Source organism: Microcella indica, assembly GCF_013414345.1.
Taxonomy (GTDB): Bacteria; Actinomycetota; Actinomycetes; order Actinomycetales; family Microbacteriaceae; genus Microcella; species Microcella indica.
Genome location: NZ_CP058670.1, coordinates 671,836 through 693,269 on the forward strand (window position 1 = coordinate 671,836; position 21,434 = coordinate 693,269).

Sequence of the window (21,434 nt, forward strand, 5' to 3'; positions counted from 1 at the left end):
TTTCGCGCCATAATCAGCGGATGACATCGTCGTCGCGTCGCGTGGTCGTCGCCATCAACCCGGCAGCATCCTTCGGCCGCGGCAGCGAGGTCGGGCCGGCCGTCGTCACCACGCTGCGCGGACTGGGCCACGAGGTGACAAGCCTCACCGAGCCTGACTTCGCGCAACTGCTCGACGCGACGCGCGCGGCGCTCGGCGACAAGCCCGATGCGCTCGTCGTCGTCGGCGGCGACGGCATGGTGAACCTCGGCGTCACCGCGCTCGAGGGCACACGTATTCCGCTCGGGATCGTGCCGAGCGGCACCGGCAATGACATGGCGCGCGGGCTGAGCATCCCGATCGGGGACACCGAGGCGGCGATCACGGCGCTCGCCGCGGCGCTGCATCGGCCGCCGCGCGTCATCGACGCTGGACGCATCGCGTTCGACGGCAGCCGGGCGCGGTTCGCGTGCATCCTCTCGGCCGGCTTCGATGCCCTCGTCAACGAGCGCGCCAACCGCATGCGCTGGCCGCGCGGCCGCAGCCGGTACACGATCGCGCTGCTCGTGGAGCTCGCACGGCTGCGCCCGATCGAGTACCGGCTCACGCTCGACGGCGTCGAGCACGTCGAGCGTGCGCTGCTCGTCGCCGTCGCCAACAACCTCTCCTTCGGCGGGGGCATGAAGGTCGCCCCCGACGCCTCGCTCTACGACGGGCTCTTCGACGTCGTGCTCGTGCGGCCCCTCGGGCGGCTCGCGTTCCTGCGCATCTACCCGCGCGTCTTCGCCGGAACCCACGTGACCGACAGCCGCGTCGTCGTCCATCGCGCCCGCCAGGTGCGCATCGAGGCGGACGGCGTCGTCGCCTACGCCGACGGGGAGCGCATCGCTCCGCTGCCCGTCGAGATCCACATGCAGGAAGGCTCGCTGCGAGTGCTCGCATAGCGGTCGCGGCACCGGTTTGGTCGGGGTGTTCGCCCTATGGCATACTCGACTGGTTGCGTGACGGCCCCATCGTATAGCGGCCTAGTACGCCGCCCTCTCACGGCGGTAACGCGGGTTCGAATCCCGCTGGGGTCACGTGTCTGAGACCGCCCGGAATCGTCCGGGCGGTTTCGTCAGTTAACCCGCGACGCGATGCTGCGAACCCGCTCTTCCTTTGGGGTTCCAGGGGGTCTACTGTGTGGCACATGACAATGCTTAGGAGTGTGTCTCTCGTGTCGCTCACCGCCGCGCTCGTCGTCGGCCTGAGCGGCTGCTTCGGCTTTCCCGGCGGCCTCCTCAACCAGGGTTCTGCCGACCCGGCGGCGGGCGGCAACGCGAGCGCCGAAGACGCGCTCGCCGGCACGACCTGGGATGGCGTGGACTCGGACGGAGACAGCTGGGTGCTCGAGTTCCAGGAGGATCGCACGCTCGGGTTCACCTTCAACGGCGCGAGTTACGACGATGCGAGCGACACCTGGGGTGTGGCTGGGTCGACTCTCACGGTCTCCATCGTGTTCAACGACGGCATCGCCACGATGAGCGGGCCGTACGAGGCTGGTGACTCCACGATCGACCTCGACGGCGAGCAGGACGACGCGCTCTGGACTCTCACCCTCTCGCCGCAATAACACGGGCGCGGGGCTCGTGTCGGGCGCACGCGCCCAGAGTCGCTAGGCTGTCACGCGCGAGGGGGAGTATCCCGATTCGCCGCGATCGTCATCACGACCCGACTCTGCAGTCCGGTCCGGGCGCGGCGCCACCGTACTGGGGTGGGGGAGAGACCGTCGAGTTCCTCTGACCCCTCCCATCGAAAGGCTCCTGTGAGCGACGTCGTCATTCCCGTGTGGTTCGAGATCGGCTCTCTCATCGTGCTGAGCGCCATCCTTATCGTCGATCTGCTCCTCGTGATCAAGCGGCCGCACGTGCCGAGCCCGAAGGAGTCGGGGCTGTGGGTCGGGTTCTACGTGACTCTCGCGCTCATCTTCGCCGGGCTCATGTTCCTCATCGCGGGCGCCGACGCTGGTGGCGAGTTCGTGGCCGGCTGGCTCACCGAATACAGCCTCTCGATCGACAACCTGTTCGTGTTCGTGCTGATCATGGCGCAGTTCAGCGTTCCTCGGCGCATGCAGCAGCGCGTGCTCATGATCGGCATCATCCTGGCGCTGCTGTTCCGCGGCATCTTCATCCTGCTCGGTGCGGCCCTCATCGCGAACTTCAGCTGGGTCTTCTACATCTTCGGAGCGTTCCTTCTCGTCACCGCCGCGCAGCAGGCCTTCAGCGGCCGTGAGGACGACGAGGAGCGCGAGAGCAAGCTCATCGGGTTCCTGCGCAAGCGCATCCCAATCACCGACGAGTACGACGGCATGAAGATGCGCACACGCATCGATGGCAAGGCCTTCTTCACGCCCCTGCTCATCGTCCTCATCGCGATCGGCACGACCGATGTGATCTTCGCCCTCGACTCGATTCCCGCGATCTTCGGCATCACCCAGAGCCCGTTCATCGTCTTCACGGCGAACGTCTTCGCCCTCATGGGGCTGCGGCAGCTGTACTTCCTGCTCGGGCACCTCGTCGACAAGCTCGAATACCTCAAGTACGGCATCGCGTTCATCCTCGCCTTCATCGGCGTCAAGCTCGTGCTGCACGCGCTCCACGAGAACGAGCTGCCCTTCATCAACGGCGGCGAGCACGTGCCCGTGCCCGAGATCGACACCTGGACGTCGCTCATCGTCATCCTCGTCGCCATGGCGGTGGCGGTCGTGCTGAGCCTGCTCAAGATCCGCCGCGAGGGCCGCTACCTGCCGACCGCGATCATCGGCAGTGCGGACGACGAGGAGGAGGGGTCCGAAGCCGCGTCTGCTGCGGCGGGGACCGAGAACACCGAGACTCGCAGCGGGCGCTGAGCCGAGCATCCCCCGGTGGTAACCTGGCTCCATGCAGCGCGAGCGGTTCCTTCTCCTTCGTCGCCGCGGCGAGTCCTGATCACCCCAGGTCGCATTCTCGCCGCGGAGTCTCGACGCGGCCGCTTCGATTCGAACTGCTAGAAGGGTGACCACCCATGACGACCGATTCCGTGAGCACGACGACTGACCGGCCCCGCACTCTCGCCGAGAAGGTCTGGGCCTCCCACCTCGTCGCCGAAGGCGCGAAGGGCGAGCCCGACCTGCTCTACATCGACCTGCACCTCGTGCACGAGGTCACGAGCCCGCAGGCCTTCGACGGCCTCCGTCTCGCCGGCCGTCCTGTGCGCCGCCCCGACCTGACGATCGCGACGGAAGACCACAACACTCCGACGCTCGCGATCGACAAGCCCATCGCCGAGCCGACGAGCCGCAAGCAGATCGAGACGCTGCGCGCCAACGCGAAGGAGTTCGGGATTCGCCTGCACTCGCTCGGCGATGTCGAGCAGGGCATCGTGCACGTCGTCGGCCCGCAGCTGGGCCTCACGATGCCGGGCATCACGGTAGTGTGCGGCGACAGCCACACATCCACCCACGGCGCATTCGGCGCCCTCGCCATGGGCATCGGCACGAGCGAGGTCGAGCACGTGCTCGCCACCCAGACGCTGCCCCTCAAGCCGTTCAAGACCATGGCGATCACGGTCGAGGGCGAGCTCAAGCCCGGCGTGACGGCGAAAGACATCATCCTCGCCGTCATCGCCAAGATCGGCACGGGCGGCGGGCAGGGCTACGTGCTCGAATACCGCGGCTCGGCGATTCGCGCCCTCTCCATGGATGGCCGCATGACGATCTGCAACATGTCGATCGAGGCGGGTGCGCGGGCAGGCATGGTCGCCCCCGACGAGACGACCTACGCCTACCTCAAGGGTCGCCCGCACGCTCCGGAAGGAGCCGACTGGGATGCAGCGGTCGAGTACTGGAACACGCTGCGCACCGATGACGACGCCCTGTTCGACGCCGAGGTGTACCTCGACGCGAACGAGCTCGAGCCCTTCGTCACGTGGGGCACCAACCCCGGTCAGGGAGTCTCGCTGAGCGAGAGCGTTCCCGACCCCGCGACGATCATCGACGCCAACGAGCGTGCCGCGGCCGAGCGCGCCCTCGAGTACATGGACCTCGCCGCGGGCACGCCCATGAAGCAGATTCCCGTCGACGCCGTGTTCATGGGCTCCTGCACCAACAGCCGGCTCGACGACCTGCGCGCGTTCACCTCGATCATCAAGGGCCAGAAGAAGGCCGAGGGTGTTCGCGTCATGGTCGTTCCCGGCTCTGCGCGCGTGCGTCTCGAAGCGGAGGCCGAAGGGCTCGACAAGATCGTCGAGGAGTTCGGTGCTGAATGGCGCTTCGCGGGCTGCTCCATGTGCCTGGGCATGAACCCCGACCAGCTCGCCCCGGGGGAGCGCTGCGCCTCCACGAGCAACCGCAACTTCGAGGGTCGGCAGGGCAAGGGCGGTCGCACCCACCTCGTGAGCCCGCTCGTCGCGGCGGCCACGGCCATCCGGGGCACGCTCTCGAGCCCGGCCGACCTGCTCGCGGACGGCATTGCCGTCGATACTGAGTACACGGGCGTCGAGGGGGTGAGCGCGTAGTGGACAAGGTCACAACCGTCACCGGCGTCGCCGTGCCCCTGCGGCGCTCCAACGTCGACACCGATCAGATCATCCCCGCCGTCTTCCTCAAGCGCGTCACGAAGACCGGCTACGACGACGGGCTCTTCCACGAGTGGCGGAAGGACCCGCAGTTCATCCTCAACCGCCCCGAGTACGCCGGCGCTCGCATCCTCATCACGGGCTCCGACTTCGGCACCGGCTCGAGCCGCGAGCACGCCGTGTGGGCTCTGCGCGACTTCGGCTTCGCCGCCGTGATCAGCCCCAAGTTCGCCGACATCTTCCGCGGCAACGCTGGCAAGCAGGGGCTGCTCGCCGGCCAGGTCGACGAGGCGACGGTCGAGCAGTTCTGGGCCGAGCTCGAGGCGAGCCCCGGCATGGAGGCGACGGTCGACCTCGAGGCCCGCACCGTGACGGTGGGGAATATCACGGCCCCGTTCGAGATTGACGATTACACGCGCTGGCGCCTGCTCGAAGGGCTCGACGACATCGCGCTCACGCTGCGCGACGAGCAGGCGATCACCGATTTCGAAGCCCGCCGCGAAAGCTGGCGGCCGACGACTCTGCCCGCTCGCTGACGCGGGCGGCGCAGAGACAACGCACCAGGAAAGGGCGCATGAACTCGCTCACCCAGGATTCGCAGAAGGCCGCCGCACGCGTCGGTCTCGTCTCCGACAGCATCACCATCCACGGCGGCAAGCCGCTGCGGGGTCGCGTGGAAGTGCGCGGCGCCAAGAACCTCGTCACCAAGGCGATGGTCGCCTCTCTGCTCGCCGACACCCCCAGCACTCTCAAGGGCGTGCCCGAGATCAGCGACGTCGCCGTCGTGAGCGGGCTGCTCAAGGCGCACGGGGTCGCGATCGACTCCTCCGCGCCCGGCGTGCTCACGCTCGACCCGAGCAACGTGGTCGGCGCGCACTTCGCCGAGATCGACGCGCACGCCGGCTCGAGCCGCATCCCGATCCTGTTCTGCGGCCCCCTCCTGCACCAGCTCGGCGAGGCCTTCATCCCCGACCTCGGCGGCTGCCGCATCGGCGACCGCCCCATCGACTTCCACCTCAACGCCCTGCGCGCCTTCGGGGCGGTCGTCGAGAAGTCGTACCAGGGCATCCACCTCACGGCGCCCCACAAGCTCGTCGGCGCCGATATCGACCTGCCGTTCCCGAGCGTCGGGGCGACCGAGCAGGTGCTCCTCACGGCGGTGCGGGCGGAGGGCACGACCGAGCTCAAGAACGCCGCGATCGAGCCCGAGATCATGGACCTCATCGCGATCCTGCAGAAGATGGGCGCGATCATCTCGGTCGAGCCCAACCGCGTCATCGTCATCGAGGGCGTGGAGACGCTGCGCGGCTACAACCACACCGCGATCTTCGACCGCAACGAGGCCGCGAGCTGGGCGGCGGCGGCGCTCGCGACGGGCGGCGACATCACTGTCGGCGGTGCGACGCAGCAAGAGCTCATGACCTTCCTCAACGTCTACCGCAAGGTCGGCGGCGAATTCGACGTGCTCGAGGACGGCATCCGCTTCTGGCACCCTGGAGGCCCGCTCAAGCCCGTCATGATCGAGACGGATGTGCACCCCGGCTTCATGACGGACTGGCAGCAGCCGCTCATCGTGGCCCTCACCCAGGCGGAGGGCGAGTCGGTCGTGCACGAGACGGTGTACGAGAACCGCTTCGGCTTCACGGAGGCGCTCAACGAGATGGGCGCGAACATCGTCGTGCACCAGTCGGGGCTCGCCTCCATCACGCGCCGCGTGCCGCGCCGACCGCTCGAGCAGGCCGCTGTCATCACGGGGCCGACCCCGTTGCACGGCGCCGACGTGCGTGTGCCCGACCTGCGCGGCGGCTTCAGCCACCTCATCGCCGCGCTCGCGGCGGAGGGCACGTCGACGGTGAGCAACGTGGGCATCATCAGCCGCGGCTACGAGCTGTTCATCGACAAGCTGCGGCAGCTGGGCGCCGACTTCGAGCTGCCCTCCTGAGCTGCTCGCACCGTCATGACCGACTCCATTCCTGCGCCGGCATTCGTCACGCACTAGCCTGTACCCGTGACTGACGCCACCCCCGCGACCGTCGACGACGACGGCCGCCCCGCGCGCCGTCGACGCCGGGAGAAGACCGCACTCTGGTACGTGATCGCGGCCCTGTGCCTCCCGCTCCTGACCCTCATGGCGCGGTTCCCCGTCATCGACGGCCACAAGCTTCCCCGTCAGGGCGCCTTCATCCTCGCGCCCAACCACTACAGCGAGATCGACCCCGTCATCATGGGCCGCTTCATGTGGAAGCTCGGGCGGGTTCCGCGCTTTCTCGCGAAAGCCTCCGTCTTCCGTGTTCCCGTGCTCGGTGCGATCCTGCGCTGGTCCGGTCAGATTCCGGTGGAGCGGGAGGGGCGGGGGCGGCCGGATGCTCCGCTCAAGGCGGCGCAGCAGCTCGTCGATCGCGAGCTCGCGATCATCATCTACCCCGAGGGCACCCTCACGCGCGACCCCGACCTGTGGCCCATGCGGGGCAAGAGCGGCGCGGTGCGCATGGCGCTCACCGCGGGCGTGCCGATCATTCCCGCCGCGCACTGGGGCACGCAGCAGATCATGGCGCGCTACTCGAAGAAGATCAGCTTCTTCCCCCGCAAGACCATCTACTGCAAGATCGGCGATCCCGTCGACCTGAGCGACCTCGAGGGGCGTCCGCTCGACTCGGCGACGCTCGCCGAGGGCACGCGTCGCGTCATGACGGCGATCGCCGACCTGCTCGGCGACCTGCGCGACGAGCAGCCGCCGGCGGAGCGCTGGGATCCCGCGAAGAACAACCAGGCCGAGACGGGCCGCTTTGAGTGACGAGGGCGCGTCACGCGAGCATCCGCCTCTGACGGAAGCGGTGCGATTGCCGCTGCCGAACCTCGATGCTGACGCGCCGCGCGTCGCCGTGCTCGGCGCCGGCTCGTGGGGCACGACGTTCGCGAAGATCCTCGCCGATGGCGGTGCCGACGTCGTCATGTGGGCGCGCCGGCGCGAGGTCGCGCAGGAGATCACCGAGACCCACCGCAACAGCGGCTACCTGCCCGGCATCAACCTGCCCGGCAATCTGCGCGGCCACGACTCGCTCGAGCACGTGCTCGCGGGTGCCGAGCAGGTGTACCTCTCGGTGCCGAGCCAGAGCTTGCGCGCCAACCTCGCCTCGATTCGCGACATCGTGCCCGCCGACGTGCCCGTCGTGAGCCTCATGAAGGGGGTCGAGAAGGGCAGCGGGCTGCGCATGAGCGAGGTGATCCGCGACGAGCTGCGCATCGACGAGGAGCGCATCGCCGTCGTGAGCGGCCCCAACCTGGCCCTCGAGATCGCGAAGCGCCAGCCGACCGCGGCCGTCGTCTCGAGCGCCCACCGCGACACCGCCGTCGCCGTCGCGCAGGTCGCGTCGAACGAGTACTTCCGCTGCTTCGTCAACACCGACGTCGTCGGCACCGAGTTCGGGGGAGTGCTCAAGAACCTCATCGCCGTGGCCGTGGGCATCGCCGACGGCGTGGGCTACGGCGAGAACACGAAGGCATCGATCATCACCCGCGGGCTTGTCGAGATCACCGACTTCGCGGTCGCGTTCGGCGGCCGCTCCGAGACCATGACGGGGCTCGCGGGTCTCGGCGACCTCATCGCGACGTGCGAATCCCCGCTCTCGCGCAACAACACGGCGGGCCGTCTGCTCGGTCAGGGCTACGCCTTCGCGCAAGTGATCGCCCAGATGAACCAGACCGCAGAGGGTCTCTCCTCCGTCGGCCCGATTCTCGAACTGGCATCCACCAAGGGCGTCTCGATGCCGATCGTCGCGCAGGTCGCGCGTGTGCTCGAGGGAACCCTCGACCCGCGCGAGCTCGCCCCGCACCTCGCCACGGATTCCGACGAGCCTCAAGGGGAGTGACGCCTCGGTAGGCTGGCTCTCGTGATCACGACCCTCGCTGGCGGCCGCGTCCTCGCCGAGAAGCACGGGGCGACCCCTCCGACGGTCGTCGCCTTGCACGGCTGGGCGCGCGACGGCACCGACTTCGGCACGATCGTCTCGGGCCTCGACGCGGTGTGCCTGCACCTTCCCGGGTTCGGGCCGGCTCCGGCGCCCGACGAGGTGTGGGGCAGCGAGGATTACGCCGAACTCGTCGCCGAGGCGGTCGCCGCCTACGCGCCCGTGATCATCGTCGGGCACTCGTTCGGCGGCCGCGTCGCGGCACGTCTGGCTGCTCGCCGCCCCGAGCTCGTGCGCGGCCTCATTCTCACCGGTGTGCCGCTGCTGCGCCTGCAGGCACCGGTCGCCCCGCCACTGGGCTACCGCGTGGCGCGCTGGGCGAATCGGCGCGGTCTGCTGAGCGACGAGCGCATGGATGCTCTGCGCAACGAGCGCGGATCCGCCGACTATCGCGCCGCCGAGGGCGTGCTGCGCGGCGTCCTGGTGCGAGTGGTCAACGAGTCGTACGACGAGGAGCTCGACGAGCTTGCCGCGGGCACGGTGCCCGTGCGCTTCGTGTGGGGCGAGCACGACACGGCGGCGCCGACGGAGGCTGGGCGGCTGGCTGCCGAGCGAGTCGGGTCGCCGTTCCGCATCGTGCCGGGCAGCGCCCACCTGCTCGAGGGCGACCTCGAACTGGCCGTGCGCGAGGAGCTTCTCGCGCTCATCGCCGAGACCGCGGAGCAGGGCTGATGGCCGGCATCGTCGCCTCGGTGCTCTATCTGCCCTTCGTGGTCACAGCAAGCGTCCTCGGGGCGCTCGCGGCGATCTTCATCGCGGGCCGCTGGGTGCGCGTCGCCCAGCGCGAGCACTACGTACCCGGCTCGGTGTCGCGCATGGCCTGGCTGTGGCTGCGCCGCGAGCCAGGGTCCGGCCCCGCGACGGCCGTTGTCATCGTGGCGATCGCGGTGGCGGTGCTCGTGCCGATTCCCGCCCTGCAGGCGCTCCCGCTCCCCGCCATCGTCCTGCTGGGCCTGCTGCCCTTCGGGCTGGGGTTCCGGGGCACCTCGAAGCCTCTCGCGGTCACGTCGCGCGTGAAGCGACTGCTCGTGGTGTGGATAGTTCTGCATCTCGCGGTCGGCGTGGCGCTCACACTCCTCCTCGGCCCCGCAGGCCCAGCGTTGACGCTCCTGTTGAGCGCGCCGCTCACCGATCTCGCGCTCGCGATCATGTCGCCCATCGAGAAGTCCGCCTCGCAGCGGTACGTAGCCGCGGCGAAGAAGCGGCTCGCCCAGGTGCGGCCGACGGTCGTGGCGATCACCGGGTCCTACGGCAAGACGAGCACGAAGAACTACGTGGCCCACCTGCTGAGCGCCACGTTCACGACGGTCGCGAGCCCAGCATCCTTCAACAATCGCTTGGGGCTCGCCCGGTCGGTGAATGACAAGCTCGTGCCGGGCACCGAGATGTTCGTCGCGGAGATGGGCATGGATGCTCCCGGCCAGATCGCGGAGCTGTGCGAGCACTTCCCGCCCGACATCGCGGCCATCACGGTCATCGGTGAAGGCCACCTGCAGCGCATGCGCACGACGGACGCGATTCTGCAGGAGAAGTCGACGATCACCGATCGTGCGCGCACGGTCGTGCTGCCGATCGATGACGCGCGCCTCGCGGCTCTTGCCGCCTCCGACCGCATGAACGGCAAGCGGGTCGTCACGGTCAGCTGCGTGCCGGGTACGGACGCCGACGTGGTGCTGTCTCCTGCATCGGGCGATGCGGGGGCCACGATCGTTCTCGGCCGGGGTGGCGAGCCGGTGCCGGTGACCATCGCGAGCACGGGCCACGCCGTCAACGTCGCGGTTGCGTCGGGCATCGCCCTCGCCGCGGGTGTGCCCGGCGCTGTCATCGCGTCGCGCCTCGGCGCGCTGCCGGGCTCGCAGCACCGCGCCGAGGTGCAGCAGTCACCGAGCGGAGCGCTCGTGATCGACGACACCTACAACGCGAACCCTGTCGGGTCGCTGCGCGCGCTCGAGAGCGCGGCGGCGCTCGCCGCCGAGCGGGGCGGCCCTCTCGTCGTCGTGACGCCGGGCATGGTCGAGCTCGGCCCCGTGCAGGCCGAGCGCAACCACGCGTTCGGCGCCGCGATCGGTGCTGTCGGAGCGCGACTGTTCGCGGTCGCACGCACCAACCGGGCCGCTCTGCTCGCGGGCTACGCGAGCACGGCGACGGCGGAGGCGCTCGGGGCGGACGCCGTGCGCTCGCGCGAGCACGCGGTCGCCGAGGCGGTCACGGTCGCGGGGGAGCGGGGCGTTATCCTCTATGAGAACGACTTGCCCGATCACTATCCGTGATCCCAGAACCCACTGATTAAGGTGCACATGGCTGGAACCGCCCCCTGGGCCGTCGTCTTCGGCGGCCCGAGCCCCGAGCACGAGATCTCGATCCTCACGGGCTTGCAGGCCGAGCGCGTGCTCGCCGCGGCGGGCCACGACGTCGTCGCGATCTACTGGTCGCCGACCGGGGATTGGTTCCGCGTGCCCGCGGGCACGGAGGCGAAGGACTACCTCGAGGGCGCTCCGCGCGAGTCGACGCCGCTCGAAGCGCGCGTCTCGGGCGACCCCGGGCTGTACCGCCGCAAGACGTTCGGCGCCGAGCGCCTCGACCTCGAGGCCGCGCTGCTGTGCCTGCACGGCGGCGTCGGCGAGGGCGGCGGCGCCGCTGCGGTGTTCTCGCTCCTGGGCATTCCCGCGACGGGGTCCACGCTGTTCGCCGGCGCGGTCGGCATGGACAAGCTCGCGTTCGGCGGCCTCATGTCGGCCGCGGGCATCCCGAGCCTTCCCCGCGAAGCGGTGTCGACGCTCACCGAGCCCGCCTTCGAGGGCCCCTACATCGTCAAGCCGCGCTTCGGCGGCTCCTCGATCGGCATCGAGATCGCCGAGGATGTCGCCGCGGCCCGCGCTCTCGCGGCCAGCAGCGTGCACTTGCGCACGGGCGCCGTGGTCGAGCCCTACCGCCCCGAGCTCGTCGACCTCAACATCGCCTTCCGCACCTTCCCGAGCCTGGAGATCACGCAGCTCGAGAAGCCGCTGCGCGGGCCCGCCGGCAGTGCGCTCTACAGCTACGCCGAGAAGTACCTTGCAGGCGGCGCGGGCGCCGATGCCGGCCTCACGAGCGCTCCCCGCGAGTTCCCGGCTGAGGTGCCCGAGGCCGTGCACACACGGGCGCGCGAGCTTGCCGAGCGCGTCGCGGACGTCACGCGGCTCACCGGCATCGTGCGCGTCGACCTGCTGCTCGACGAGGCGAGCAGCGAGCTCTACGTCAACGAGGTCAACACGATCCCCGGCGCGCTCTCGCTGTACCTGTGGGCGCCGCAGCAGCCGGCGGCGACCGTCCTCGTGGATGCTCTCACCGAGGCCCGGGACCGCCGCGTAGTCTTCCCCCAGGCCGGGTTCGGCGGCGGCGCCGCGCTACGAGCCGCGGGCGGCATCGCCGGCAAGCTCGTCGGCCTCGACGGCCCCCGCGCGTAGCCGCGCGGCGCGCTCGCGCGCCCGCGCACGCGCGCACGGGCGTCGGTGCCAGATCTGGCGCAAAAGGGCGCTCGTCGCCCGCGATTCGGCCACTTTGTGGCGAATCTGCGGCGGCGCTCGCGGCGCGCGAGGGCGAACCCGCGCGCTATGTCGTGCCAGATCTGGCACGAATGGGCGCTCGCGGTGCGCGATACTCCCGTTTTGCGGCGAATCTGCGGGGTTGCGCGGGGTGCGTGGGCCATGCGGGGTGCGTGGGCCACGCGGGTCGTGTGGGGTGAGCGGGCATGCGCGGGTCGTGTGGGGTGAGCGGGCGTGCGCGGGTCGTGCGGGGTGAGCGGGGATGCGCGGGGCGCTACTCGGTCTCGGGTGCGACCGTGCCGCCGCCGAAGACGTCGGTCGTAGCGAGGCACCGGGCCTCGGCCGGGGTCGCGGCGACCGCTCCGCTGATGGCGCGCACGGCGTCCGCGCCGGCGATGTAGGTGATGTCGACGATGACCTCGGTCGTGGGCGTGCGTCCGTAGGTCGTGAAGACGTATTGCGGGGCGTCGCTCTCGTCGAGCAGCCAGTCGACGCCGTCGACGTCGAAGCACGGCAGGTCGCTCGGGCCGAGATCGGGCAGCCCGCACCGGTAGATGACGGCCGTGGGTTCACCCCACGCCGCAGTGGCCTGCGCGTTCGTGCTGCGGCGGTCGAGCTCGCCGATGGTCTGCGGCAGCCGCACCGAGATCTCGGCGCACGCCACGGAGTTCGCCTCGGGCGCCGCCTCGAGCGGCACGGTCGGAGCACACGCCGCGAGGGGCATGATGGCGAGCGCGGCGACGGCAAGGGCCAGGAGGGGGGAGCGGGTTCTCATCGTCGTTCAGGCTACCGTTGAGCGCATGAGCGAAGCCGAGTCGAGCGGGCCCGACGGCGACGGCGCCGGCGTCGAGGGCACCCGGGCAGCCGCAGAACCGGGCGGCGGAGACGACTCGAAGCACACCCTCGACACTCTCGGCTCCGTCGGTGAGCTCGATGCCCTCGCCCGCATTATCCCGCGCCTGCCGCCGAGCGAGGCGACCATGCTGGGCCCGGGCGACGACGCAGCCGTGCTCGCGGCGCCCGACGGTCTCTACGTCGTGACGACCGACATGATGATCCACGGCCCCGACTTCCGCCTCGCGTGGTCGAGCATGCGCGATCTGGGGTTCAAGGCCGCGGCGACGAACCTGAGCGACGTCGCCGCGATGGGCGCGCGACCGACGGCTCTCGTCGTGGCGCTCGCGGCACCGGCCGAGACGCCCGTGAGCGACCTTGAGGCCCTCGCGGACGGCTTGCGGGAAGCGTGCGCCGAGCTCGCTCCGGGCTGCGGAGTCGTCGGGGGAGACCTGAGCGTCTCACCCACCCTCACGATCGCCGTGACGGCGTTCGGCGACCTCGAAGGGCGTGAGCCGGTGCGGCGCGACGGCGCGCGCGTGGGCGACGTGGTCGCGGTCTCCGGCCCGCTCGGTGCGGCCGCAGAGGGTCTGGCCCTGCTGTTCGAGCGCGCGGTCGATGACGACGGCGTGCCGGATGCTCGGGCCGCCGCTCGACTGCGCTCCGAGCATCCCGTCGCCGTAGCCGCCCAGCTCACGCCGCACCCGCCGATCGCGGACGGCGTCGCCGCCGCGCTCGCGGGAGCCACCTCGATGCTCGACCTGAGCGACGGCCTCGCCCTCGACGCGCGGCGGATTGCGCGCGCGAGCGGCGTGAGCCTCGACCTCGATGCGGCTGCCGTGTGCATGGCGGCGGGGGTGGATGCTTCCCGGCTGCCGCACGTGATCGTGGGCGGGGAGGATCACTCGCTGCTCGCGACGTTCCCGCCCGCGACGGGCCCGGGCCAGTCGCTGCCGGGCGGGTTCCGGGTGATCGGCCGCGTCGTCGAGGCGGGCGCAGAGGGCCCTGCCCTGCTCGTCGGGGGCCGGGTCTTCGCCGCGCGCGGCGGGTGGGACTCGTTCGACGAGTGGAGCGGCGGCGTCGGCTGAACGCCGGACGGCGCGGGGAAGGCTAGGAGGCGCGGCGCGCGCGGGCGGCGCGGCGCTTGAGGGCGCGGCGCTCGTCTTCGCTGAGGCCGCCCCACACGCCGGAGTCCTGGTTGGTCTCGAGCGCGTACTGCAGGCAGGTCTCGGTCACCGAGCATCGACCGCAGACGGTCTTGGCCTTCTCGATCTGGTCCACGGCGGGACCAGTGTTGCCGACCGGGAAGAAGAGCTCCGGGTCAGCGGTGAGGCAGGCTGCTTTGTCGCGCCAATCCATAGGACGTGCTCCTTTTGTGCATTGCCGTAGCACGTCGAGTGAGGTTGGGGACGCGCTACATCCGTGAACTCACCGACGAAAGTTGGGGCGAGTGAGACTGAGAGGGATGCCGCCCACGTCACTGTAGGCGTCTGATCAACCGCATATAGGCTCTCACAGGGCCTGAGTCAAATCAATAGTTTTGTATAGGACGGTTCTCGTGTCGGACACCCGACGGACACCCCTCGTCACCCTGCTCGTCATCATCCTGACGCTCGAGTCCGTCTTCGTCGCCGTCGTCGCGGTCGCGCTGGCGGCCGAACTGCTGCGGCTGCAGGCCGACTCCCCCGTCACGGCGCTCGCCCTCGTCGGCCTCACGGCCCTCGTCGTCGTCTGGCTCGTCGCGATGACGGTGGGCGTGTGGCGGGCCCGGGCGTGGACGCGCGGCAGCATCCTCGTCTACCACTTCCTACAGCTCGCGATCGGCGTCGGCAGCCTTCAGGGCTTCGTGCCGCGGCCCGACATCGCGTCGTGGATCATAATCCCCTCGGTGCTGGGGATCATTCTCGCGCTCACGCCGAGCGTGACCGAGCACCTCTCCCGCCGCGGCTGACGGGCGGCGACCTCAGTCGAGCCCGAGCTTCTTGCGCAGGCTCGCGACGTGGCCGGTCGCCTTGACGTTGTAGAGCGCGTGCTCGAGCACGCCCTGCTCGTCGATCACGAAGGTCGAGCGAATGACTCCCGTCACGGTCTTGCCGTACATCGACTTCTCGCCGTACGCCGCGTAGGCGTTGTGCACCGTGAGATCGGGGTCGCTCAGCAGGGGGAAGGTCAGGTTCTGCTCGTCGGCGAACGTCTGCAGAGCATCCCCGGAGTCCTTGGAGATGCCGAGCACCTGGTAGCCGGCGCTCGCGAGGGAGGCGAGGTTGTCGCGGAAGTCGCACGCCTGCGTCGTGCAGCCGGGCGTCGAGGCGGCGGGGTAGAAGTAGAGCACGACCTTCTGGCCGGCGTAGTCGCCGAGCGAGACGGGCGTGCCGTCCTTGTCGGGCAAGGTGAAGGCGGGGGCGGCGGTTCCGGCTTCGAGGCGCGTGCTGGCCATGAGGGCTCCTTGCATGATCGGGATGCGCGGCGCAGGTCGACTCCGCGGTGAGAGTCTCAGTGTATGAATGCGGGCGGGACGCTCGCTGAGAGCCGCCCGAGTGGAGGCTGCCCCGCCACGGTGGTAGTGTTTCCTCTCGGCCGTCAAGGCCTACGCACCTCTAGCTCAATTGGCAGAGCAACTGACTCTTAATCAGTGGGTTCCGGGTTCAAGTCCCGGGGGGTGTACGAAAACCCCGGTTCGCTCTCGCCAGCTGCCGGGGTTTTTTCGTGCCCCGCGGCGCTCTAGTCGTCGATGCCGGGGGCGTCGATCGCCTTGTTCTCTTCCATCACGGTGCCGACGGCGATCGCGACGCTGATGCCCCAACTGGCCCACATGAGGGCGAGGCGCCAGTCGCGCGGGCCGTGCCGAGTGGTCGAGATGACATTCCAGGCGGAGAACACGGCGCTCACCACGGCACCGTTGAGGATGTACTTGCGCATGCGGTGACCTTCCCTCGTCGTGTGTGCTCCACGCTATCGTTCCTGCCCGGTGCGGATGCCGCCAGCGTCCAGTTCATGTCCAGGCTGTTGCGCGGGGCTGGGAAGTCGCCCAGCGCAACCTTGGCATCTGACCGATTGGTCAAATCCTGACCGATCGGTCAACTAACGTGGCCGCCGTGACTCTCCATGACGAACTGCGCGCGATCGCGCTTGCCGAATTCGCGACCTCCGGGTACGCCGCGACCTCACTGCAGCGCATCGCCGACCTCGCGGGCACATCGAAGGCGAGCGTGCTCTACCACTTCGCGTCGAAAGAGCTGCTGCTCGCCGACATCGTGAGCCCCGCCGTCGATGACCTCGATCGCCTGCTCGACTCGATCGACACCGCGAGCGGGCTACGCCACGCCGACTTCGTCGAGAGCTTCGTCGACCTCCTGCTGCGGCACCGCGAGGTTGTTCCCCTCGTCATCAACCAGGGCGCGACCCTCGATGACGTTCCCGTCATGCACCGCGCGACCGAGATCATGCGCCGCGTCGCCGAACTCTTCCGGCTCGCGAGCGGCTCGACCATGGAGAAGCTGCGCTTCGGCGTCGCATTCGGCGGAGTCGCCTACACGCTCGCGGCCGCCGAGCGCCTCGGCCTCAGCGGCGAGATCGACGTCGACGACCTGCGCGGCGCACTCCTGGTCATCCTGCACGAACTGCTCGTGCCCTCCGAGCAGTCGCTTGCCCCCGCCTCCCTCGCCGACCCGACCCCCAAGGACTGACGTGGCCACCCTCCTCTACCGTCTCGGGCGCTTTGCCTACCGCCGCGCCGCGCTCGTCATCACCGTGTGGGTCATCGCCCTCGCGGCGGCTCTCGGCGTGGGCCTGAGCCTCGGCGGCCAGACCGACGAGAGCTTCTCGATTCCCGGCACCGAGTCGCAGGAGGCGCTCGATCAGCTTGACCAGCTCTTCCCCGAAGCCGCCGGCACCACCGTGCAGGCGGTCGTCGCGCCCGAGGACGACTCCCTCGTGACGGATGCCGACATCCGAGGCGAGATCGACGCGCTCATGGCCGACCTCGAGTCGATCCCCGGCGTCGAGACCGTCCTCGGCCCGTTCGACGAGTTCGCGAGCAACCAGGTGAGTGACGACGAGTCGGTCGCGATCGTGCAGGCGAGCCTCGAGGGCACCTCCCAGTCGATCTCGACCGAGACTCTCGACGCGATCACCGCGACCGCCGACGCGCGCGATGTGCGCGTCGAGTTCGCCGGCCAGGTCTTTCAGAACACCACGGTCGGCATCACCGTGATCGAGGTCATCGGCGTGCTCGTCGCGGGGGCCGTGCTCGTCGTGACCTTCGGGTCTCTCCTCGCCGCCGGCATGCCGCTCGCGGCCGCCCTCATCGGCATCGGGATCTCCCTCGGCGGCATTCTCGGCGTCGCGGCCTTCGTTCCCGTTTCGAGCTCCGCGCCCCTGCTCGCCCTCATGATCGGGCTCGCGGTCGGCATCGACTACTCGCTCTTCATCCTCTCCCGACACCGCACCCAGCTCGCCCGAGGCGAGCGACCACTCGAGTCGGCCGGCATCGCTGTGGGCACCGCGGGCAGTGCCGTCGTGTTCGCGGGCGTGACGGTCATCATCGCCCTGCTCGGGCTCCTCGTCGTCGGTGTGCCGTTCCTCTCCGTCATGGGCATCGGTGCGGCAGTCGCGGTGACCGTCGCGATGCTCGCCGCGACGACGCTGCTCCCGGCGTTCATGGGGCTCGCGGGCGACCGCCTCGTCCCCCGCGAGGGGTCGCGCGCCTGGAAGCGCGCACACCCCACGTCGTCGAGCCGCCCGACCATGGGGCGCCGGTGGGTGCGCGGCGTCATGCGCCGTCCGATCCTCTCCACGGTCGGCGTCGTGCTCGTGCTCGGCACCATCTCGATCCCGGCGTTCTCGCTCGACCTCAACCTTCCCGATGGCGGCAAGGAGCCCGAGGGTTCGACGCAGCGCATCGCCTACGACCTCATCGCCGACTCCTTCGGCCCCGGTACCGCAGGCCCCCTCCTCGTGACCCTCGACATCACCCAGTCCACCGACATCATGGGCGACCTCGAGGGCATTCGGGACGACCTCGAGGCGGTCGACGGCGTCGCGAGCGTGAGTCCGGGCATCCCGTCGCCGGGTCTCGAGCTGGCGATCTTCCGCGTCGCCCCCACGACCGCTCCTGACGCGCAGGAGACGAAGGCTCTCGTCGCCGAGCTGCGCGAGACCGGGCAGCTCATCGAGGAGGAGTACGGCACCCCGCTCGCCGTGACGGGCGTCACGGCCGTCGGCATCGACATCTCGACGCGCCTCACGGGCGCGCTCGTGCCCTTCGGCATCATCGTCGTCGGCCTCTCGATCGTGCTGCTCATGGCCGTCTTCCGCTCGGTGCTGGTGCCCGTGAAGGCGGCGCTGGGCTTCCTCCTCACCGTCGGCAGCGCGATCGGCGTGACCGTCGCGGTCTTCCAATGGGGATGGGGCGCCGAGCTGCTGCACGCCGAGCCCGGCCCCATCCTGAGCTTCATGCCCATCATCCTCATGGCGGTGCTATTCGGCCTCGCGATGGACTACGAGGTGTTCCTCGTCTCGGGCATGCGCGAAGAGCACGTGCACGGCGCGACCCCGCGCGAGGCGATCGAGGAGGGCTTCACGACCGGAGCCCGCGTCGTCACGGCTGCGGCCCTCATCATGTTCTTCGTCTTCGCCGCCTTCGTGCCCGAGGGTGCGGGGCTCATCAAGCCCATCGCCCTCGGGCTCGCCGTCGGCATCGCGGTCGACGCGTTCGTCGTGCGCATGCTGCTCGGGCCCGCGCTCATGACGCTCTTCGGCCGCGCGGGCTGGTGGTTCCCGCGCTTCCTCGACCGGCTGCTGCCCGACCTCGACGTCGAGGGCGCCCGATTGCGGCACCATCGCGACACCGTCCAGTGGGCGGCCGGGGCGGGCGATGCGGAGGTCGTGGCCGACCGGCTCGAGATCGCGGGCACCGAGAAGACCCTCAGCCTGCGCGTCGAGTCGGGGCAGGGCATCCTCGTCGATGCGGCGCCCGCCGAGCGCGGTCTCGTGCTCGCGACCCTCGCCGGCTACCTCGCGGCACCGAGCGGGCGCGCGCGCATCGCGGGCGCCCTCCTGCCCTCCGAGGCGGGGACGGCGAGCGAGCGCGTGAGTCTGCTCGAGCTGGAGCCTCATCGACTCGACCCGAGCGTCACGGTGCGCGAACTCGCGACCGAGCATCGTGCGTCGCACCCCGGCCGCACGGGGCAGCGCGAGATCGAGCGCTGGTGGCGCGGAGTCGCGGCGACCGCCCGACGACTGGGAGGCGCCGCCGCCCCGCTCGCGTCCGTCGAGCTCGACGACACCCTCGTGTCGTTGTCGCCCGAGCGCCGAGCGCTCGCCCTCGTCGCACTCGCGACGGCGCATCGCGCCACCGTGCACCTCATCGATGCGGGTGGGCTCGCACGCGCGACGGTCGACGCCGTCGACGCTCTCATCGTCGCCCTCTCCGAGCCGCACCCTGCCCGCATCGTGACGGGCGACGCCGCGAGCGAGGACGCCGCGGCGCTCGCTCTCGAACCCCTCGCGCCCGTCGACGCCCACGACGCCCGAACTCCGGAGGCCCTCCTCTCATGACCGACCGCTCCGCACCCCAGCCCGCCCGGCGCTCGCGGCGCCGCATCGCGATGGTCGTCGGCGCCGTGCTCGTGCCGCTCAGTCTCGTGGGGCTCGCGCTGGCCGCCGTCGGCGACGGCGAGGAGGCGCTCGACCGCATTCCCGCGGCGATCGTCAACAACGACGAGCTCGTCACGATGGTCGACGCCGACGGCGAGGAGCAGCCGTTCCTCGCCGGCCGTCAGCTCGTGACCGAGCTGACCGGCCCCGACTCGGTGGGCTTCGACTGGACCCCGACGGGCCAGGAGGAAGCGGCACGCGCCCTCGAGGAGGGAGAGGTCTACGCCGTCGTCACGATCCCCTCCGACTTCTCCGCGTCGCTCACGAAGATCTCCGAGACGGATGCTCAGCCGGCGTCGATCCGCGTCGAGACCGACGACGCCCACAGCTACCTGGCCGGCTCGGTCATGCAGGCGATCGGCAGCGGCCTCGTCGCGCAGTTCGGCTCGGAGATCACGGCGCTCTACCTGGACGAGCTCGCGGGCGGTCTCGGTGAGCTCGGCGAGTCGCTCGAGACCGCGGCAGACGGTGCGGGTGAACTCGCCGACGGTTCCCGCGAGATCGCGGGCGGCGTGCGCGAGATCGGCGACGGCGTCTCCGGTCTCGGCAGCGGCGCGAGCGCGCTGGGCAGCGGGCTGGGCTCGGCGACGGCGGGCGCGCGCGAGTCGGCCGACGGCGCCGCGGCCCTCTCCTCCGGCATCACCGGGTATACACAGGGCGTGGACGCCCTGGCCTCCGGGCTCGCCCAGCTCGACACGGCCGCGGGCTCGCTCGGTGCCCTCAGTGGTGCCGTCGCGAACGTCTCGAGTCTCGCGAACGCTCTCGTGGTACAGGCTCAAGCGGCACTGGACGAGGCGCAGACCTCCGGTGCGAGCGCAGAGACGATCGCGGAGGCGCAGGCCGTGCTCGTCGACGCGCGGACACTCGCCGCGACCGCCGCAGGCACGAGCGCGCAGGTCACCCCGGCGCTCGCAGGCATCGAGGCGGGCGTGAGCGACAGCGCGAGCGGTGCCGCCGCGCTGTCGAGCGAGAGCGCCGCTCTGCGCGAGGGAGCCCGCGGGCTTGCCGCGGGACTCGGCGAACTCGCGGCCGGGCTCGGTCAGTCGCGCGATGGCGCCTTCTCGCTCGCCGACGGTGCTGCGCAGCTCGCCGCAGGCAACGCCGAGCTCGCCGACGGCGCGAGCGAGCTCGCGGCCGGGACGGAGGAGCTCGCGGCCGGCCTCGACGAGGGCGCAGCATCCGTGCCCGACGACGTCGCGACCGTGCCCGATGCCGTGACCGAGCCGATCACCCTCGAGGCCGAGCGCGCGAACGCGCTCGAGGGGGTCGGCGGGCTCATCATCGCCGTGCTCGGCCCGCTCGGCCTCTGGTTCGGCGCCATGGCCGTGACTCTCGCGCTGCCCGCCCGCGGTGCGGCGATGGTGGGCTCTCCGCTCGGGGCGGGAGCCCTCCTGCGGCGCCGACTACTGCTGCTCGCCGGGCTCTCGCTCGCGCAGGCGGGCCTCGTCACCCTGCTCGCGCACACCGTGGCGGGAGTCTCGTGGGCGCTCGCGCCCGCCATCCTTGGCCTCATGACGCTCATCGCGGTCGCGTTCACGGCACTCCACGTTGCCCTCGCCCAGTGGCTCGGCCGCGGCGGGCTCGTCGTGTCGCTTCTCGCGCTCGCCGTGCAGGTCATCGTCGTGGGCGGCGTCATCCCCATCGAGGCGCTCGCGGCGCCCTTCCCCGCCCTGAGCGCCGTGCTGCCGCTCTCGCAGGCGACCGACGGCCTCACCGCGATCATCGCGGGCGGCTCGGCCGACCGAGCAGTGTCGGCGGCGGTGAGTCTCGTGATCCTCACGGCGATCTCGCTCATCATCGCCCGCCTGGCCGCGGGTCGAGCGCGGCGCCGCGCGGTACTGAGGAGGTTCGCGCCGTCGATGGCGTGAGCGGTGCTGGG

At 70.5% G+C, this 21,434-nt stretch carries 20 protein-coding genes and 2 tRNA genes; 18 read left to right on the top strand and 4 right to left on the bottom strand.

Annotation, left to right across the window (positions count from 1 at the left end; translation table 11 throughout):
• Positions 1-20 precede the first annotated feature (20 nt).
• The 12 genes from HUJ41_RS03325 (at position 21) to HUJ41_RS03380 (ending at position 11,986) form a co-directional block, all read left to right on the top strand.
• On the top strand, positions 21-923 hold the full coding sequence (locus tag HUJ41_RS03325; protein WP_179873348.1) for a diacylglycerol kinase family protein: 903 nt from the start codon (positions 21-23) through the stop codon (positions 921-923).
• A gap of 62 nt (positions 924-985) precedes the next feature.
• Positions 986-1,058, top strand: a tRNA-Glu gene (locus tag HUJ41_RS03330).
• 137 nt (positions 1,059-1,195) lie between these two features.
• Positions 1,196-1,591 (top strand): hypothetical protein, encoded by a 396-nt coding sequence (locus HUJ41_RS03335; protein WP_179873349.1) that lies wholly within the window; start codon positions 1,196-1,198, stop codon positions 1,589-1,591.
• A 192-nt stretch (positions 1,592-1,783) separates the two neighbouring features.
• The gene (locus HUJ41_RS03340; protein WP_179873350.1) at positions 1,784-2,866 is read left to right on the top strand and encodes a TerC family protein; all 1,083 of its coding nucleotides are present in this window, start codon (positions 1,784-1,786) and stop codon (positions 2,864-2,866) included.
• A gap of 155 nt (positions 2,867-3,021) precedes the next feature.
• A complete protein-coding gene (leuC, locus tag HUJ41_RS03345; RefSeq protein ID WP_179873351.1) occupies positions 3,022-4,512 on the top strand; it encodes a 3-isopropylmalate dehydratase large subunit in 1,491 nt (496 codons plus the stop codon).
• Positions 4,512-5,108: a 3-isopropylmalate dehydratase small subunit gene (leuD, locus tag HUJ41_RS03350; RefSeq protein ID WP_152581972.1), complete on the top strand. Its 597-nt coding sequence runs from the start codon at positions 4,512-4,514 to the stop codon at positions 5,106-5,108. The genes leuC and leuD overlap by 1 nt, the downstream gene beginning before the upstream one ends.
• A 38-nt stretch (positions 5,109-5,146) precedes the next feature.
• Positions 5,147-6,514: a UDP-N-acetylglucosamine 1-carboxyvinyltransferase gene (murA, locus tag HUJ41_RS03355; protein ID WP_152581971.1), complete on the top strand. Its 1,368-nt coding sequence runs from the start codon at positions 5,147-5,149 to the stop codon at positions 6,512-6,514.
• A 66-nt stretch (positions 6,515-6,580) separates the two neighbouring features.
• Entirely contained in the window at positions 6,581-7,366 is a 786-nt protein-coding gene (locus HUJ41_RS03360; protein ID WP_246299299.1) for a lysophospholipid acyltransferase family protein, read from the top strand.
• A 28-nt stretch (positions 7,367-7,394) separates the two neighbouring features.
• Positions 7,395-8,441, top strand: coding sequence for an NAD(P)H-dependent glycerol-3-phosphate dehydrogenase (locus HUJ41_RS03365; protein WP_407941877.1), 1,047 nt, complete (start codon positions 7,395-7,397; stop codon positions 8,439-8,441).
• 21 nt (positions 8,442-8,462) lie between these two features.
• Positions 8,463-9,212 (top strand): alpha/beta fold hydrolase, encoded by a 750-nt coding sequence (locus HUJ41_RS03370; protein WP_179873352.1) that lies wholly within the window; start codon positions 8,463-8,465, stop codon positions 9,210-9,212.
• A complete protein-coding gene (locus HUJ41_RS03375; protein ID WP_179873353.1) occupies positions 9,212-10,810 on the top strand; it encodes a Mur ligase family protein in 1,599 nt (532 codons plus the stop codon). Before HUJ41_RS03370 ends, HUJ41_RS03375 begins: the two co-directional genes overlap by 1 nt.
• Before the next feature lie 27 nt (positions 10,811-10,837).
• Entirely contained in the window at positions 10,838-11,986 is a 1,149-nt protein-coding gene (locus HUJ41_RS03380; RefSeq protein ID WP_179873354.1) for a D-alanine--D-alanine ligase family protein, read from the top strand.
• Between the two features lie 352 nt (positions 11,987-12,338).
• Here HUJ41_RS03380 and HUJ41_RS03385 read toward each other — a convergent pair whose 3' ends face one another.
• Positions 12,339-12,839, bottom strand: a complete 501-nt coding sequence (locus HUJ41_RS03385; protein ID WP_152581967.1) for a DUF3515 family protein — start codon at positions 12,837-12,839, stop codon at positions 12,339-12,341.
• A 25-nt stretch (positions 12,840-12,864) separates the two neighbouring features.
• Here HUJ41_RS03385 and thiL point away from each other — a divergent pair, with 25 nt between their 5' ends.
• Entirely contained in the window at positions 12,865-13,986 is a 1,122-nt protein-coding gene (gene thiL, locus HUJ41_RS03390) for a thiamine-phosphate kinase (protein WP_179873355.1), read from the top strand.
• 22 nt (positions 13,987-14,008) lie between these two features.
• On the opposite strand, the gene HUJ41_RS03395 is transcribed toward thiL, so the two are convergent.
• Positions 14,009-14,257, bottom strand: coding sequence for a WhiB family transcriptional regulator (locus HUJ41_RS03395; protein ID WP_055859575.1), 249 nt, complete (start codon positions 14,255-14,257; stop codon positions 14,009-14,011).
• A gap of 199 nt (positions 14,258-14,456) precedes the next feature.
• Here HUJ41_RS03395 and HUJ41_RS03400 point away from each other — a divergent pair, with 199 nt between their 5' ends.
• On the top strand, positions 14,457-14,849 hold the full coding sequence (locus HUJ41_RS03400; RefSeq protein WP_179873356.1) for a hypothetical protein: 393 nt from the start codon (positions 14,457-14,459) through the stop codon (positions 14,847-14,849).
• A 12-nt stretch (positions 14,850-14,861) separates the two neighbouring features.
• Here HUJ41_RS03400 and bcp read toward each other — a convergent pair whose 3' ends face one another.
• Positions 14,862-15,335, bottom strand: a complete 474-nt coding sequence (gene bcp / locus HUJ41_RS03405) for a thioredoxin-dependent thiol peroxidase (protein WP_179873357.1) — start codon at positions 15,333-15,335, stop codon at positions 14,862-14,864.
• Between the two features lie 154 nt (positions 15,336-15,489).
• Here bcp and HUJ41_RS03410 point away from each other — a divergent pair.
• Positions 15,490-15,562, top strand: a tRNA-Lys gene (locus tag HUJ41_RS03410).
• A gap of 57 nt (positions 15,563-15,619) precedes the next feature.
• Here the strand turns inward: HUJ41_RS03410 and HUJ41_RS03415 are convergent.
• Positions 15,620-15,817 (bottom strand): hypothetical protein, encoded by a 198-nt coding sequence (locus tag HUJ41_RS03415; RefSeq protein ID WP_152581963.1) that lies wholly within the window; start codon positions 15,815-15,817, stop codon positions 15,620-15,622.
• Positions 15,818-15,993: 176 nt separating this feature from the next.
• Here HUJ41_RS03415 and HUJ41_RS03420 point away from each other — a divergent pair, with 176 nt between their 5' ends.
• Genes HUJ41_RS03420 through HUJ41_RS03430 form a run of 3 tightly spaced genes read left to right on the top strand, consistent with a single transcriptional unit; the run spans position 15,994 to position 21,423 of the window.
• A complete protein-coding gene (locus HUJ41_RS03420) occupies positions 15,994-16,584 on the top strand; it encodes a TetR/AcrR family transcriptional regulator (protein WP_179873358.1) in 591 nt (196 codons plus the stop codon).
• Between the two features lies 1 nt (position 16,585).
• On the top strand, positions 16,586-19,456 hold the full coding sequence (locus HUJ41_RS03425; protein ID WP_165638000.1) for an MMPL family transporter: 2,871 nt from the start codon (positions 16,586-16,588) through the stop codon (positions 19,454-19,456).
• Positions 19,453-21,423, top strand: a complete 1,971-nt coding sequence (locus HUJ41_RS03430) for a YhgE/Pip family protein (RefSeq protein WP_179873359.1) — start codon at positions 19,453-19,455, stop codon at positions 21,421-21,423. The genes HUJ41_RS03425 and HUJ41_RS03430 overlap by 4 nt, the downstream gene beginning before the upstream one ends.
• Positions 21,424-21,434 lie beyond the last annotated feature (11 nt).

Excerpts from the sequence above, each read along its gene's own strand:
- HUJ41_RS03415 (WP_152581963.1), bottom strand. The coding sequence starts at position 15,817 with ATGCGCAAGTACATCCTCAACGGTGCCGTGGTGAGCGCCGTGTTCTCC.
- leuC (WP_179873351.1), top strand. The coding sequence starts at position 3,022 with ATGACGACCGATTCCGTGAGCACGACGACTGACCGGCCCCGCACTCTC.
- HUJ41_RS03375 (WP_179873353.1), top strand. The coding sequence starts at position 9,212 with ATGGCCGGCATCGTCGCCTCGGTGCTCTATCTGCCCTTCGTGGTCACA.
- HUJ41_RS03380 (WP_179873354.1), top strand. The coding sequence starts at position 10,838 with ATGGCTGGAACCGCCCCCTGGGCCGTCGTCTTCGGCGGCCCGAGCCCC.
- HUJ41_RS03395 (WP_055859575.1), bottom strand. The coding sequence starts at position 14,257 with ATGGATTGGCGCGACAAAGCAGCCTGCCTCACCGCTGACCCGGAGCTC.
- thiL (WP_179873355.1), top strand. The coding sequence starts at position 12,865 with ATGAGCGAAGCCGAGTCGAGCGGGCCCGACGGCGACGGCGCCGGCGTC.
- murA (WP_152581971.1), top strand. The coding sequence starts at position 5,147 with ATGAACTCGCTCACCCAGGATTCGCAGAAGGCCGCCGCACGCGTCGGT.
- HUJ41_RS03430 (WP_179873359.1), top strand. The coding sequence starts at position 19,453 with ATGACCGACCGCTCCGCACCCCAGCCCGCCCGGCGCTCGCGGCGCCGC.
- bcp (WP_179873357.1), bottom strand. The coding sequence starts at position 15,335 with ATGGCCAGCACGCGCCTCGAAGCCGGAACCGCCGCCCCCGCCTTCACC.
- HUJ41_RS03385 (WP_152581967.1), bottom strand. The coding sequence starts at position 12,839 with ATGAGAACCCGCTCCCCCCTCCTGGCCCTTGCCGTCGCCGCGCTCGCC.
- HUJ41_RS03325 (WP_179873348.1), top strand. The coding sequence starts at position 21 with ATGACATCGTCGTCGCGTCGCGTGGTCGTCGCCATCAACCCGGCAGCA.